The following is a 13990-nucleotide window of genomic DNA, read 5'->3' on the forward strand; positions in this document are numbered from 1 at the left end:
AGAGGGCAGTCGTGCTGCCATGTCCCGTGCACCGTTGTTAAGGAAAACCATACCCTCTACCTCTGAATATACAAGGGATTGGGTGAGGGCGGCAGCGCTACGTCGCACAAGGTGGTTTTCGAGGACGGCGGTGAGATGGCTGTTTTTCAACGACCTGTTATCTGAAACCGGCTACTTGGGCCTGATACACCGTTACTTGCACAAATCGCACTGCAAACTCGGCTGAGCATTTAATACACGAAACAAAGAAGGGCTTGCCGTTTTTTCTCTTGTCAAGGATCAGGTCATGGCGGTGGCCGCAGTAGGGGCATTCCGCGACGGCACTCTCCTGGACAGACTGGACAGGTTCGGTTTTGCGCTGCTGTTTGGGCGGTTTCGACGGCTGGGAGGGGGCAGTGGGTGACTGAACAGGAGCCTGTGCTGCTGGTGGCTGGACTGGCGCTGCAGGAACCTCTTCCATTGAGGGGGATGGCACGGGTGGGGTCGGTTTTTTTTGCTTTACTCGCGTGCGTGACGTTGTAGTCGTAAGCGGCATAATTTCATCCGCATCCGATGGCACCGGGATTATACCCCGCATGGCCTTTTTCCAGATGGTTGGTAATGAGGTCTTGGAGTATTGCTGGGACTTGCCCCCTTTTGTCAGGGCAGCACCATCTACGACAACATAAAAACGATCCCGGTATAAAACCAGCGTCTGATCGCCCATGGCGGCCGCTCGTGTACCTGTTGACATCTTGTTGTTGAGCCAGAACTGGATTGTCTCGGTCATAGCGGTCTCCTTTTCTGCTGCAGTCATTAATCTTGTCGAGTTCTCATCCGAGCGACGTTTGAACCACATACCATGATTACATGAAAATTTCCACGGAAGATGATTGCAGGTAAAACAGCGAGTTTGGATAGTTTTTAAACCTGTTGCACTCAAAAAAACAATCGGAAAAATTTTAATTAAATATATTGGAATTGAATTGACAGATACACCAGTATCTTGTATTCAGGCTCCTCCCAGGTGTAACGATTGGTTGTCAAGGAGACGGGCATAGGAATGGCTTCAGGTTGTTGAGGTTACGAAATATGAAAGTCAATCGAGGAGCTTTTGCGTACTTCAAAGCTCGCTTTTGTTCTCGCCATTCCTGGTGTAGCGGAATAATGTCGCGTCCATCTTTTTCAAGCAGGCTACTGATCCTCCCCTTGTTGACAAGTATCGTTTTTTTCCTTCCTGAAACCTCTGTTGCAGAGCAGACCGAACTATCCATCACCTCAGCATTTCTCACCAATGTTCTCGACTACATTGAATGGAACGATAAAAAGCCTGAACCCTCTACCATCTGTGTAGCTGGCGATATGTCGGTCATAACTGCACTCCGCGAGCGGATAGAAGAACAGAAACTCACCAGAACGCTTTCAGTAAAGGCCATAGAAACCTCGCGCACCACACTTGGCTGCACCGCCCTGTTCGTTGACAACACCACCTATCAAAGAGGAACCGCTTTGCTTCTCAACGATGCCAGGAGCAGGCAGGTGCTCACCATCGGGAATGGAGCGGATTTTCTGACAAAGGGTGGAATCATCCAGTTGCAATTCAACAACAGGAAACTCTCTTTCAGTATCAATACAAAATCGGCATCCAGAAGCCGGATCAGAATCAAGGCCCGTCTGCTGGAACTTGCCAAACAGGTTTTTTAACAGGGAGCTTCCATGAAACGCCTTGGTCTGGCTTTACTACTTTATTGTGCATCAGGCAGTGCATTTGCTGCTGCGACGGATAGCATCGAAAACGTACTTGATATGGAAGTCACTTCGACTTCAATCCGGCCACGTCTTCAAAGTGAAGTACCGGCAATTATCAGCGTCATAACCAGAGACGATATCGAGATGTCGGGAGCCCGTGATCTTGTCGACCTGCTGCGAGCCCAGCCAGGTTTCGAATTTGGCGTGGATATCTGGAATAACCTTATCATCAGTTTCAGGGGGATCACCGTTTCCGGAGGCAGAATACTGGTGGCAGTCGATGGATTGCCGCTGCCCGATCTCCTGTACGGATCCATAGATCTTTCCAATCGCATTCCGATCAACTTGGTCGAAAGAGTCGAAATCATACGCGGACCCGGTTCCGTAACCTATGGAAATTTTGCCGAGCTAGCGGTGGTTAATATCATTACCAAGATCGGCGCTGAGACAAACAAACGGCAGGCAACCTTTACTTCCGGATTTTATGCCGGCAGTTCGGCCCGCCAGAATGTCGAGTTGCAGTATGCCCGTCCCGGTGAAAATTCCTACCTCGGTCTGACCTTGTTCGGCGGTCTGCATAACCGCAGCGACCGCACATACGTTGATCCGGCCGGCACCACATGGAACATGCAGAACGATGCTGAAATCCGTAATGGAAACCTCAATCTTAATCTCCGTTACGGCCAGCTTTCAGGCCGATTCATGCTGGATAATTCCCGCGTCGGCTACAGGGACGGCTATGGACTGGTAACAGACCGGAAGCGGCATGCCGAGTACCGTACTTACCTGGGGGATATCTCCTATACCTACAAGCCGACCAACAGCATTACCGTGATACCCAATTTCGCCTATCAAGTATCACAACCCTATCGCAGTACGGATGTGCCTGTTACCGACCCGACTTACTATGATCCGACCGCGCGCAACCTCACTGCAGGACTGAGGGCTGCCTGGGATGTTAACGACTGGCTGGCACTCTCGGGGGGCGGGCAATACAACAATACCTATGCCGCCTATGGCGGGAGCGATCCTTCCAGGCAGTACCTCTTTCCCGGTGGAAAAGCTTCGAAAGGGTTCGAGCGTTATTCAATTTTTACAGAAGCGGTTGTGGCAACAAAATATGCAGATGTTACTGCCGGCCTGAGATATGAAGGGACCGATGGTACCTACAATTCCGCACTGGTTCCGCGTGTCGGCCTGAGCCGCTCCTTTGGAGATACTCACGTCAAGGTGGTTTATAATCGTGCCTACCGGGCTCCGACCCTGGAGCAGATTTCCGGCGGGATCAAGGCGGGGACGCCGTTGAAAACTGAAACAGCGGATGTCTATGAGCTGGAACTTGGCCACCGCCTGGACGACCACAATAGTCTGCAGGCCAGCTGCTATGCAATCCATGGCCGAAACGTGATCAGCTATCGCTATGATGACGTGCAGCTTGTCGATACTTACATAAACAGCGGCAGGCAGGGCAGCCGCGGACTCGAAGCCGAATATCACTACCACTCCAATACCGCTCAACTGGCTCTGCGCTATTCCTTCGTTTTGGCTGACAATCTCCATGATTCCGTATGGAGCGTGCCGGGACGGCAAAGCATGTTCATCGGCATCCCGTCCCACAAGGCTACCGTCACTGCCGGTTACAAGATCACCAGCAGCCTGAGCGTTAACACTACGGCGATCTTCACCAGCGAACGGTACGGATACGCGAGCGTCGACCCGAATACCCAGCAGTCAATCCTGAAGCGGTTCAGTCCCGAGCTGTATCAGGATATCTACTTTCTCTACAAGGATGCCTTGACCAAAGGGCTTGACCTGGGAGTAGGGGTGTACGACCTTTACGGCACCCATCATTCTTATCTGACCACCTACAATAGTGGACATGCTCCCCTGCCGGCAGGTTCACGGGAGTATCTGTTTAAGGTGAGTTACACATTTTAGTTAGAAGGTTGTTTTTCAACAACCTTCTAGTGCGAAAAATAAGAGTTACATGGCACCAGAGTAAGGCTACAGGAGACACTTTGTCCGACGCATTTTCAACCTCACACAACTTCCAGATCTCACCCCTGCCGAAATAGTCTCCAGAATCGAGGCAAGGGCTTTGGTGTTTCTCAGATCCCTTTCTCATTAAAGGCTTGACTCACTGATTTAGCCATGGCAAAAAAAGATAATTTCCACTCTTTTTATCGCCAAACTGAATACAGATATAAACGTTTTATGGCTAAAACTTCCATTGAGTTATCACTGAAGATCACTGTTTTTCGAGTACGAGGAAAGTTGCCTTTCGAAGAACTGACGTCAATTATCAAGGAAACATATCCATATATTACAACTCCCGATGTTGTCTGGGATCTTTCAGAGGCGCTACTGGTTGGAGTTAATGCTCATAATTTTCAAAAGATGCCATCGGTCGTAAAGGAATTTTCCTCAAGCATAAGAAATGGCAGGACTGCCATAGTTATCACCAATGATGCTATCTACTGGAAGTTCCGGCAATATGCGATTTATGCGGAGATGAACGAACTACCATATCTGTACGGCGTTTACCGCAATTTTGACGACGCGATGGATTGGTTAGGTGCTGATGACGGGAGACAGTGGTGGACAGGCTTTTGATTGCATCTGAAAGTTTGGTGACGACGTATAAGGGGTATGAATACAAAGCCGCTCCCGAATCAGGAACGGTTTTGCTGTATCTGGTGGGAGATGGAAAACCTGCCTTTGGATGCCAGACAGATCCATAATAAAAGAGGCCATATATGCTGGTAGAGCTAAAAGGATCACCGAAACAGATTGCCTGGGCGAAGAATATCAGGACAGACCGACTAAGCCGCTGGAGGCAATCTGACCCTCTGGCTTTTCGTAAGGTGGAGACTGCTCTTGATGCTGAGTCATCGGCGGCATGGTGGATTACACATCGTGAGAAGGGGCTTGTTGAGGTCTTGCCATTTATTGCAGGAGGTGCAGAGAAGAGGGCTACGGCGAAGCCTAAGGTGACCAAAGTTCCCTCTACTCCTGTGGTTTCATCTCCTAAGGAGTCTTTCAGTGGCCTTGGTGATCTCCATAAATATGTAGGTGAGTTGAGGAGTGTGGCTACAGGGGAGGTTGTCGTTGACCCTGAATGTCCGTTTTAATTCCGGGATGCGTAGGGGACAGGTTTTAAGCCCGCCCTACGATGTTGCTATAACCATATCCGCTCCCACCGGAAATGGTGTTTTGAATCTTGACTCACGGCTTTGTCTATGGCAAAAGCAGATACAGATATTACTTTTGCCAGGTGAAATCGCTTACATGGAGATTTATGTCTAAAATTGCAATTGAACTATCAAAAAATATTACCGTCTTCAGAGTCTCTGGTCCGGTGTCTTTTGAAGAGATGGTCAATGCGGTCAAGGAATTTTATCCTTTTGTCACCCGCCCCGATATCATCTGGGATTTTTCGGTAAGCGCACTTGCCGGAGTTACTGCAGATCAGCTTCAGGGATTGGCTTTCATCGTGAAGGAGTTCTTGCCGCATGGAAGAAGTGGCAAAACAGCAATAGTCTGCCCCGATGATGAGACCTTTGGACAGTTTCGCCAGTATACGTTTCATGCGGAGTTGAATGAACTACCATGCCAATACAGGGTTTATCGGACTTTTGAAGACTCTCTGGATTGGCTATGTCCTAAAGACTAGAAATTGGGTGTAGAAAAAAACTCGATGCACCTGAAGGTTGAAAGTCGCTGCATATGAAAGTATCAATCAAGGTCGTTTCCTATCAGGAACGACCTTGCTGCGTCTCTAGGGTGATAGGGCAGTCAGGCATGTTCAGTATGTGCATGACCCTCTCACCACAATAGCCATCGGTGAGACCGGCCGCGCTGGATCTACCTTTCCGCCATGCAGGCGACCAGTCGTTCCTTGATGGCCCGGACTTCCGCAAGGGAATCCAGGGCTATTTTATCCGGCGCTATGTTTTCAAGGTCAGCCCGCTTGATGTCGTCACTGAATGTAATGAACCCAAGCAATCTGCTCCGTGGTATCAAGGTTTCAATAAGGCATCGGTCCCCCTCGTCGCGTACTTTGCTGCCCACCACAAAAACATCGCCTATGCCCAGATCCTCGGCAAGCTTCATGATCTGAAATGCCGTCTGAATGCTTCTCTGCCCCGGTTCTACCACGATGATGAGAGCATCCATCGCCTGGGAGGTCCCCCGACCGAGATGTTCAAGTCCCGCCTCCATGTCCATGATGACCACATCGTTGCGCTCCAGCAGGAGGTGGCCCATCAGGCGCTTGATCAGGGTGTTCTCGGGACAGGCGCATCCGCTGCCCCCCTTGACCAGAGTCCCCATCCACAAAAAACGTATTCCGTCATGGGTTATGCAAAACCTGTCGGGCAGGTCGCTGACCGCAGGGTTAAGCTTGAACAGGGTCCCGAAGCCGCCAGTTGACCCTGTCCGCTCCTCAGCCAGTTCTTTCATCCCTGTAATCGGCTGCAGTTTGATTGAAAGGGCTGGCGGTATTCCCAGGGCCGCGGCAAGATTCGCATCGGGATCGGCGTCGATAGCCAGCACCCGGTTGCCGTGGTCAGCAAAGGTACGGGCCAGCATGCTTGCCAGGGTGGTTTTGCCGACACCCCCCTTGCCGGTAATCGCCAGTTTCAATCCGGCAGGCACCGTGGGATGATGGTGATGTTCATGATGGTGGTCGTGGTGGTGATGTTGATCGCACATCTATTGTTCTCCCCTAGGGGCGGCATCAATCCGCCCCTTCGCTGTATCTGTTAGATGCCGAGAGCTTTCCGGCGTTCGTCGATCACTGTCAGAAGTTTGTCTGCAGCCTGGTTTGGATCAAGTTCGACCATGAAATAGCCGCCGAACAGCTCTTTGGCAGTTTCTGTCAGCAGTTCGGTCACCATTGCCGAACCGGTTATCTGGGGCATGATCCCCAGGTGGGTCGGAATGCCGAGGGCCACGCTCCAGGTTCCAATGGCCACGGCCTTTTCGGACATGGCTTCAGGAGCAGAGGCTACCAGCGGAAGCTGATCCAGATCGACCCCCAGTCTGTTGGCCACGGCCCCGGCCACCTCCACCGCACGGCTGTTATCCACGCACGACCCCATATGCAGGACGAGTGGCAATGGACCGTTCAACCCCGCTGCCGTTCCGATGGCTGTCAACACCGCCTTGAGCGATTCACCGGCATATTCATCGGTGGCCTCCTGGGACATCAGCCCGTGCTTGGCAAAGGAGCCGGCGCCGCAGCCGGTGGCAAGCAGCAGCACATTATTTTTGGCCAGTTTCTTGGCGATAGTCACAAAGCTGCTGTCCTGCGCGACCTGGGTGTTATTGCAGCCGGCGAAAAGGGCAATGCCCCGGATGTTGCCATTAGCGATATTGTCAATCAGCGGCTTCAACGGGTCTTCGGCGTTGATGGCGCCCAGGGCTCCCATGATGGCTTCGGTGCCGAAACCGACGATTGCGGTCTGCTTGAAGTCAGGGATGTTCACCCGCAAGGGGTCGCGCCGTTTAAAGGCATCTATGGCAAAACCGACTATCTGGCGGGCATTTTCCACGGCCGTCTCTTCCCGGAACCTCACGTGCCTGGCTCCGGTGATCTTGTTGTCATCCATGGTGGTGATGATCTCGGTGTGAAAGCAGGCGCCGATCTCGCTGACCGAGGGCATGATGCACTGCACATCCACCACCATGGCATCGACCGCTCCGGTGATCAGGGCCAGCTCCTGGGAGAGGTAGTTGGTGGCCAGGGGGATGCCGTGGCGGACCATGACCTCGTTGCCGGTGCAGCAGATGCCGATGATGTTGATACCATCCTTCGCTCCTGCTTTGCGGGCTTCATCATCCATCAGCAGGGCGACGTCGCACACGATCTCGCTGAGCAGCGGATTGTGACCATGGACCGCTATGTTGACCGCTCCCTCTTTGATCACTCCCAGGTTGGCAGCGGTAACAACCGGGCTGGGTGTACCGAACACGGCATCGGAGAGTTCGGTGGCCAGGCACATGCCGTCGAAGTCCGCCAGGGCTCCCTTGATTCCTCCCAGGATCAGGTTGACCGGGTCCGAGTCGCAACCCACATGGGTGCGCGCCATGATCTGGGTTATGACGGCATCGATGTTGTGGGGCAGAACGTGCAGTCCCGCCAGGCGTTCAAGCCGTTTTGCGGTGAGGGCCGATGCGATCCAGTTGCACGGCTTGTCATGGTCCTGGTTTCGGAAATCTTCCAGCGACGCCAGTGCTATCTCTTCGGCAATGGCGGCAATCTCTTTCCCCTCACTGTTTATCCCCAGCTTTGCAGCGACCGAGCGGAGTTTTTGCTCATCCCTGATCTGATAGGCAGGGAGCTCCCCTTTTGCTACTCCCAGCAGTGCCAAAGCGATATGGCGCCCATGCTCAGAATGGCTTGCGGCCCCCGCAGCGATCATGCGGATCACGTTGCGCGCGACGATGGTGTCGGCATTGGCGCCACAGATACCCACCTGGGGGCCATCTCCGAAGGGATCGACCCGGCAGGGGCCTTTCCAGCAGATGCGGCAGCACACCCCGAGCTGGCCAAAGCCGCACTGGGGTTGCATCGCCTTGTGGCGATCCCAGACGGTGGAGATGCCCTGCTTCTTTGCAACAGGGAGCAATGCTGCTGCCGACGGATCAATGGATTGGTTCGTTGTCATGGTTTCACCTTTCTTTGTTTCAGATATTTGTAGGAGTGGGCCAGTTCTGCGGCTCTCGCCTCGAGCAGGGTCTGACGCAGATCGTCAAGATTTACGAGGGTGATGGCTTTGGTGGGGCAGGCCTCGATGCAGGCAGGCACATCTCTTCCGGTACGGGCGCACAGGTCGCATTTCCTGGCCACACCCCGGTTGGTCCGGCCCTCGGCCTCCAGGTCCCCATCCGCATCGGGTTTGACGCTGATGGCACCAAAGGGGCAGACCATTACGCACACCTTGCAGCCGACGCAGTTTTTCTCCCTGATGCTGACCATGCTATCCTGCTGCAATATCGCACCGGTGGGGCAGGCCAAGGCGCAGGGGGCATCCTCGCACTGCCGGCATTGGATCGGAATGCTCGCATCACCCGCCGCGACCACCTTGTTGCGTGGCCGCAATGTAAGCCCCTTGATTGCCGCAGAGTACAGATCGCACCCGGAATGGGCGACGGCACAGCTCAATTCACAGCTGTGACACCCGAGACAGCGCTCGGGGTCGGCAAAGACTATTGCATTTTCATGTTGCTGTTTCTTCATTCCGGTCTCCTTTGAATACGGCCTCCAACTTCTCTATATACAGTTCCTTCCCCTGTACCGTTTCCACGTTGTCGCCGTGGCAGCAGGGGCACCTGAATTCGTACCTGATGATCCTGAAGCCGGCCGCACAATCACTGCACTTTCCGGCAAGCGGGATATGCTCGATAATCAGCCTGGCACCGTCGGCCACGGTTCCCTCTGCCAGAACCTCGAAACAGGCGGTCAAGGTCATGGCTTCCACTCCCGCCAGCTCGCCAACCTTCAGGTGGACCTCGGAAATTTTCTCGATGTCATGTTTTTCCACCTGCTGATGGATGATTTCGAAGAGGCTGCTGGCAATCGCAATTTCATGCATGCTTCCTCCTTCAACGATCCGTACAGGAAATGCAGGGATCGATGCTGTTCACGATCAGGGGGATGTCGGTAACCCGTTCCCCTTTCAACATCACCTTGAGGGCGTCCCAGTTCATATAGGAGGGGACCCGCCATTTAAGCCTGGCAGGCATATCCGACCCATCGGTGCTGAGGTAGTAGATCAGCTCCCCCCGGGGCGCTTCGGATTTGGCAATAGTCTCACCGGCGGGAATTTCCGGCAGGATGTCAGCACAGGATTTCCCATCGGGCATCCGGGTCAGGCACTGCTCGATAAGGGAAACCGACTCCTGCGCTTCCCGCAGGCGTACCGAAGCGCGGGCCCGGACGTCGCCGGAAGTTTCCGTTGCCACCAGGAAGTTAAGCCGGTCGTAGGCGCCGTAGGGGCTTTTCTTGCGCACGTCATAGGCGATGCCGGAGCCGCGCGCCACCGGCCCCACCACGGCATAATCCTTGGCCTCCTGCCGCGGCAGGACCCCCAGTCCTTCGGTCCTGACCCTGATGGCAGGGTCCGTGGTGTAGATCCGGTACAGCTCGTCGAGGGGCGCTTTCATCAGCTCCATCCGCTGCCCCAGGTACATGGAAAGCTCCGGAGTCAGCTCATAGCGCACACCGCCGATGCAGTTGGCGGCCAGGTCCATGCGGTTGCCGTAGATGGCTTCCTTGGTCTCCTGCATGATTTCGCGGATCTGCATCACGTTCTTGAAGAGAGCCCCCTGTCCGATGATGTGGGCCATGATGGCGCAGTTGAAGAGGTGCGAAGAGATGCGCTTGATCTCGTCCGCAATGGCCCGCAGGTACTCGGCCCGCTCGGGGACGACAATGCCGGCGATGTCTTCCACTGCAGTGCAGAAGGTGCTTGGGTGGCTATTGGAACAGAGGGAGCAGAGGCGCTCCAGCAGCGTAATGTTCTGGTAGAGGTTGCGCTTCATCACCAGATGCTCCATACCCCGGTGAACATGTCCCGCCATAACGTCAAGCCCGACCACGGTGTCACCTTCAAGCTCAACCTTGAAATACATCGGCTCCTCAAGGGCGAGCTGATGGGGGCCCAGGGTGATGATCGAGGGTGTCATGCTGCTTTCTCCGTACCGCTCATGGTCATGACCTTGTTCCAGAGTGCTTTGCTGGCGGCGCCGTTGGTGAAGGTCGAAAAGGGGATCAGCCGCTCGAACGCGGCCGGTTCGATGGATTTATCCAGGAACAGGCGTCTCGGGTCGGGATGACCGGTTACCTGAATGTCATACAGCTCCATGAGCTCCCGCTCGTTCCAGTCGGCGTTGCGGAAAATCATGGTGAGCGATGGGACACGGGCATCCTCCAGGGGGAGCTCGATTGTCACTGTCAGGGTCGTGCCATCCAGGTCGAAGTGGTAGGCGATCTCCCGGACTCCCCGCTGTCTGGCGCTGTCGGTCAGATAGGCTGTGATTGTACTGAGACGCCCTTCCAGGCCGACCAGCGCTTCGGCCGCAGGCAGGATAAGAGCCGCTTCGCCCAGCCGGCACCAGCCGGTCAGCACCCCCTTGCGGTCCGATCGCCATTCGATCAGGGGCTCTTCCCCGGTCTGGGAGAGCGCTGCTTGTACCCTGTCTTTCACATCGTTCATCGTCGTCTTCCTCCTATGCTCTGTTTCTGGCGGCATTCCGTGCAGAGGCTTTTCAGCCTGTCGATTTCCCGGCCTGTGCCCCGGAAGGCGACACGCAGCAGTTCGGGGGCTACAGGCAGAAGCAGTTCGCCGCAGCCGCTGCAGGGGGCGTATGGCATGATTCCCTGGGTAGTCAGGTGATACTTCTGGTCCTGGCGGTGGGCCAACTGCCACTCATCGGTTACGGTGAGCGCACCGGTCGGGCAGTAGTGTCGGCAAAGACCACAGAAGACACAGCTGTTGTGCCAGAGGGTGAAGCGGAGCCCGGTAAACTCTTCGTTGAAGCGGATTGCGCCCCCGGCGCAGACATGTTCGCACATGCGGCAGCCGACGCAGGCTGCTGGATTGAAATCCATTTTCCCCCGCACTCCGGTCGAGACTGCTCCCTTTTCAGGGTGCGGCTGGCTCGCGACAGGAGGCGGCAGAACACCGTCACGTCGGGCGCGCCAGAGCAGGACCGCTTCCTCGATCCCGGCGAGGATCGCCTGGGGGCGTGGCGGGCAGCCGGGAACATTGACATCAACAGGAAGATACCGGTCCACAGGGCCATCCACGGCGTAGCTGTCGCGAAAAACTCCCCCCGAAATGGGACAGACTCCGACAGCAACCGTGATCTTCGGCTCGGGTACTTCGCCATAGGCGCGCAGTACTTTTTCCCTGACGCGTACCGTCAGCGGTCCGGTAACAAGCACGATGTCCGCTTCTGCAGGCGACTCGGTGTAGGAGCAGCCGATTCGCTCAACATCGAAGCTTGCGACAGTCGCTGTGGTGGCAAGTTCCACATCGCAGCCGTTGCAGGATCCGGCATTGATGCGGTACAGCTGCAGAAGCGGTTCTGAAAGGTTTTTTGGGGCAGTTGCCATGGAAGATCCCTGTTAGTCGATGGAAACGCTTCGGTAAGGAGGCAGGTTCTCTGCTTCCTCCTGAACTATTTGTAGCGACTATAGGGGATACGAGCTATGCGGTCTGTCTGCTAGCCGACAGTTTTTGAATAAATGATGGGGGCAAAGAAGTGCGGCGGGAAACTATCTGGGAAGGTTGGTATCAGAGAAATCTTTGGGATGAGATGAAAAAGATGTGGATACGCGATGGGTTCAGAAGGAAACGTTCAGTTCTTTCAGTGCCTCCAGATCTTTGATGAGAAGCGTTCGGCGGTTGATCTTTTCGATCAGGTCGGTCTTGATGAATTCATTGAGGATCTGGGAGATTGTCTGCCGCGTGGTACCAACCAGAAGGGCAATGTCCTCGGTGCTCAGCCCCAGCTCCACAACAGTGCCTCCACTGGCAGGGAGGCCCCGATCTTCTGCGGTTTTGATCAGGAACTCGACCAGCCGCATGCGCACATCCTTGAACGCCAGCCCCTCTATGGTTGATATGGAATTCTTCAGCAGGTCCCCCAGTACCTTGACCATGGTCAGCGACACTTCCGGGCGGGCCGCGAGCGTCTCCCTGAACGCGGAGGTGCTGCAGACCAGTATCTCCGTACCATCAAGGGCCTGCACAAAGGCACGGGTATGGGTGCTGAATATGTCGCCTGTTTCCAGGAAGGAGAGGGTGAATTCCTTGTCCTCGAAGGAGAGATAGACCCTCAGCTTGCCGCTCTTGACAATAAAGACAAGGTTCTGTTCTTCAAAAGGCGTAAAAATAAGGGTTTTTTTGGGAAAGCGCTGGATACTGAAATTCTTTAAAAGGTCCCCGCTTTCCGGAGAGTTGAAGATTTTCAGAAGATTGAGGTCGGTAAGTTTCATTTTGGATGGCATAGTTATGTCTCCCTGAGATCAAGCGTTACGGCATATTTGAAGCCGCGGGTCTCGCCTGAATGAGAAAAGCCTCTGGAGACAGAGGCTTTAGCTGGTGAAAACATATATTGAAAATGTTGTTGTTGAGTGGAGCCGTTTGTCGGAATCGAACCGACGACCTCATCATTACGAGTGATGTGCTCTACCAACTGAGCTAAAACGGCGGAGGTACTTTTTACCTCGAAGATTGCATTTTGTCAATTTCAAATGCCGGCTGGCGCTGGTTTTAGCTTCATGTTCAACCGATCAGATTGTCGATTTTCTGCAATCCTTCCAGGGCTCCGCAGACGAGTGAAATGTGGGGGGGCTTTATCTCCGGCTCGCGAGGATTGATGCGGATGACCGAGGCATTTGGGTACCTCCAGCCCACCCGTTCGGACATGGCGCGAATGGTCGGGATTCCGGTGCCGGCTCCCATCTCAATGACTGCAATTCTTTTGTCTTGGTTACTTTCCATAAACTGTTCGAAAGCCGTTTCCTGAACCTGGGTCCGCTGCGCAATCCAGGACCAGTCACCGAACATGAGGATGTTGGGGCGGCTTACCCCTTTACAGTGGGGACAGCGTGGGATGGACAACGCCCTCATGGTCTCATTGTTGACCTCGATCTCTTCATGATTGGGCCAGATGTCCTGACAGCATGGCTTAAGGCATTGCAGGTGGTGGATCGAGCCATGCACTTCCAGAATCCTGGCCTCGTTGTATCCAGCCTTCTGAAATTGCCCGTCCACATTGGAAGTTACAACGAAATAATCAGCAGAGTTGCGGGCGATCCAGCGGCGGATGATCTGAAAGCCGTCGTGCGGGACAGTGTTGCGGTAGAGGTTGGTGCGGTGGCCGTAAAAGCCCCAGCCGAAGGCAGGGTCGCGTTCAAAATGCTGCGGGTTGGCGGCCTCGATGAAGGAGAGGCCGAGACGGGCATAGAGGGGGTAGGCTTTCCAGAAGCCCTGGTCGCCGCGAAAATCGGGAAGACCGGAGTCAACTCCCATCCCTGCACCGGCAGTGATGACAAATGCTTCGGCTTCCCTGACAATTTCTGCGGCGCGCTCGAGCATAGAACGACTCCTGGCAGGTTGTTGAAAAAATCAGGCTGTTCAAAAATAGTCAGATCGTCGCACCCGGAGAAAGCCCCGCGGAGCAACCGTGTTCTCTGTCAAGTGAAAGCATAAAAACTATCGTTCCAGCGGCGGTTGTCCCTGATCAT

At 54.4% G+C, this 13990-nt stretch carries 15 protein-coding genes and 1 tRNA gene; 5 read left to right on the forward strand and 11 right to left on the reverse strand.

Annotation, left to right across the window (positions count from 1 at the left end; genetic code table 11):
- Positions 1-157: 157 nt before the first annotated feature.
- On the reverse strand, positions 158-769 hold the full coding sequence (locus KJB30_RS17505; protein WP_214301663.1) for a hypothetical protein: 612 nt from the start codon (positions 767-769) through the stop codon (positions 158-160).
- Between the two features lie 377 nt (positions 770-1146).
- Here KJB30_RS17505 and KJB30_RS17510 point away from each other — a divergent pair, with 377 nt between their 5' ends.
- From KJB30_RS17510 to KJB30_RS17530, 5 genes are all read left to right on the forward strand, one after another.
- Positions 1147-1683: a YfiR family protein gene (locus KJB30_RS17510; RefSeq protein WP_214301664.1), complete on the forward strand. Its 537-nt coding sequence runs from the start codon at positions 1147-1149 to the stop codon at positions 1681-1683.
- Between the two features lie 12 nt (positions 1684-1695).
- Complete coding sequence (locus KJB30_RS17515) at positions 1696-3666, forward strand: TonB-dependent receptor plug domain-containing protein (RefSeq protein ID WP_214301665.1); 1971 nt, start codon at positions 1696-1698, stop codon at positions 3664-3666.
- A 213-nt stretch (positions 3667-3879) separates the two neighbouring features.
- Complete coding sequence (locus KJB30_RS17520) at positions 3880-4341, forward strand: hypothetical protein (protein ID WP_214301666.1); 462 nt, start codon at positions 3880-3882, stop codon at positions 4339-4341.
- 143 nt (positions 4342-4484) lie between these two features.
- Positions 4485-4859 (forward strand): hypothetical protein, encoded by a 375-nt coding sequence (locus tag KJB30_RS17525; RefSeq protein ID WP_214301667.1) that lies wholly within the window; start codon positions 4485-4487, stop codon positions 4857-4859.
- Positions 4860-5026: 167 nt separating this feature from the next.
- Complete coding sequence (locus tag KJB30_RS17530; protein ID WP_214301668.1) at positions 5027-5401, forward strand: STAS domain-containing protein; 375 nt, start codon at positions 5027-5029, stop codon at positions 5399-5401.
- 191 nt (positions 5402-5592) lie between these two features.
- On the opposite strand, the gene KJB30_RS17535 is transcribed toward KJB30_RS17530, so the two are convergent.
- The 10 genes from KJB30_RS17535 to KJB30_RS17580 all read right to left on the reverse strand — a co-directional run bounded on the left by KJB30_RS17535 (position 5593) and on the right by KJB30_RS17580 (position 13841).
- The gene (locus KJB30_RS17535; RefSeq protein ID WP_246545784.1) at positions 5593-6441 is read right to left on the reverse strand and encodes an ATP-binding protein; all 849 of its coding nucleotides are present in this window, start codon (positions 6439-6441) and stop codon (positions 5593-5595) included.
- 50 nt (positions 6442-6491) lie between these two features.
- A complete protein-coding gene (cooS, locus tag KJB30_RS17540) occupies positions 6492-8399 on the reverse strand; it encodes an anaerobic carbon-monoxide dehydrogenase catalytic subunit (RefSeq protein WP_214301669.1) in 1908 nt (635 codons plus the stop codon).
- Positions 8396-8971: a 4Fe-4S dicluster domain-containing protein gene (locus tag KJB30_RS17545; RefSeq protein WP_214301670.1), complete on the reverse strand. Its 576-nt coding sequence runs from the start codon at positions 8969-8971 to the stop codon at positions 8396-8398. Before KJB30_RS17545 ends, cooS begins: the two co-directional genes overlap by 4 nt.
- Positions 8952-9326: a hydrogenase maturation nickel metallochaperone HypA gene (gene hypA / locus KJB30_RS17550; RefSeq protein ID WP_214301671.1), complete on the reverse strand. Its 375-nt coding sequence runs from the start codon at positions 9324-9326 to the stop codon at positions 8952-8954. The genes KJB30_RS17545 and hypA overlap by 20 nt, the downstream gene beginning before the upstream one ends.
- Positions 9327-9336: 10 nt before the next feature.
- The gene (locus KJB30_RS17555) at positions 9337-10419 is read right to left on the reverse strand and encodes a hydrogenase large subunit (protein WP_214301672.1); all 1083 of its coding nucleotides are present in this window, start codon (positions 10417-10419) and stop codon (positions 9337-9339) included.
- Complete coding sequence (locus KJB30_RS17560) at positions 10416-10949, reverse strand: NADH-quinone oxidoreductase subunit C (protein ID WP_214301673.1); 534 nt, start codon at positions 10947-10949, stop codon at positions 10416-10418. The genes KJB30_RS17555 and KJB30_RS17560 overlap by 4 nt, the downstream gene beginning before the upstream one ends.
- Complete coding sequence (locus tag KJB30_RS18685; protein ID WP_214301674.1) at positions 10946-11851, reverse strand: NADH-quinone oxidoreductase subunit B family protein; 906 nt, start codon at positions 11849-11851, stop codon at positions 10946-10948. Before KJB30_RS18685 ends, KJB30_RS17560 begins: the two co-directional genes overlap by 4 nt.
- Positions 11852-12082: 231 nt before the next feature.
- Positions 12083-12748 carry a Crp/Fnr family transcriptional regulator gene (locus KJB30_RS17570; protein ID WP_214301675.1) on the reverse strand — a complete coding sequence of 222 codons (666 nt, stop codon included), beginning with the start codon at positions 12746-12748 and terminating at the stop codon, positions 12083-12085.
- A gap of 127 nt (positions 12749-12875) precedes the next feature.
- Positions 12876-12951, reverse strand: a tRNA-Thr gene (locus KJB30_RS17575).
- Between the two features lie 74 nt (positions 12952-13025).
- A complete protein-coding gene (locus KJB30_RS17580; RefSeq protein ID WP_214301676.1) occupies positions 13026-13841 on the reverse strand; it encodes an SIR2 family NAD-dependent protein deacylase in 816 nt (271 codons plus the stop codon).
- Positions 13842-13990: the final 149 nt, after the last annotated feature.

This window comes from Pelotalea chapellei (assembly GCF_018531195.1).
GTDB classification, from domain to species: Bacteria; Desulfobacterota; Desulfuromonadia; order Geobacterales; family Pseudopelobacteraceae; genus Pelotalea; species Pelotalea chapellei.

Coding starts and splice junctions, on each gene's coding strand:
- KJB30_RS17560 (WP_214301673.1), bottom strand. CDS start 10,949: ATGAACGATGTGAAAGACAGGGTACAAGCAGCGCTCTCCCAGACCGGG.
- KJB30_RS17570 (WP_214301675.1), bottom strand. CDS start 12,748: ATGCCATCCAAAATGAAACTTACCGACCTCAATCTTCTGAAAATCTTC.
- KJB30_RS18685 (WP_214301674.1), bottom strand. CDS start 11,851: ATGGCAACTGCCCCAAAAAACCTTTCAGAACCGCTTCTGCAGCTGTAC.
- KJB30_RS17515 (WP_214301665.1), top strand. CDS start 1,696: ATGAAACGCCTTGGTCTGGCTTTACTACTTTATTGTGCATCAGGCAGT.
- KJB30_RS17535 (WP_246545784.1), bottom strand. CDS start 6,441: ATGTGCGATCAACATCACCACCACGACCACCATCATGAACATCACCAT.
- KJB30_RS17520 (WP_214301666.1), top strand. CDS start 3,880: ATGGCAAAAAAAGATAATTTCCACTCTTTTTATCGCCAAACTGAATAC.
- KJB30_RS17555 (WP_214301672.1), bottom strand. CDS start 10,419: ATGACACCCTCGATCATCACCCTGGGCCCCCATCAGCTCGCCCTTGAG.
- KJB30_RS17530 (WP_214301668.1), top strand. CDS start 5,027: ATGTCTAAAATTGCAATTGAACTATCAAAAAATATTACCGTCTTCAGA.
- KJB30_RS17545 (WP_214301670.1), bottom strand. CDS start 8,971: ATGAAGAAACAGCAACATGAAAATGCAATAGTCTTTGCCGACCCCGAG.
- KJB30_RS17580 (WP_214301676.1), bottom strand. CDS start 13,841: ATGCTCGAGCGCGCCGCAGAAATTGTCAGGGAAGCCGAAGCATTTGTC.
- hypA (WP_214301671.1), bottom strand. CDS start 9,326: ATGCATGAAATTGCGATTGCCAGCAGCCTCTTCGAAATCATCCATCAG.
- KJB30_RS17505 (WP_214301663.1), bottom strand. CDS start 769: ATGACCGAGACAATCCAGTTCTGGCTCAACAACAAGATGTCAACAGGT.
- cooS (WP_214301669.1), bottom strand. CDS start 8,399: ATGACAACGAACCAATCCATTGATCCGTCGGCAGCAGCATTGCTCCCT.
- KJB30_RS17525 (WP_214301667.1), top strand. CDS start 4,485: ATGCTGGTAGAGCTAAAAGGATCACCGAAACAGATTGCCTGGGCGAAG.
- KJB30_RS17510 (WP_214301664.1), top strand. CDS start 1,147: ATGTCGCGTCCATCTTTTTCAAGCAGGCTACTGATCCTCCCCTTGTTG.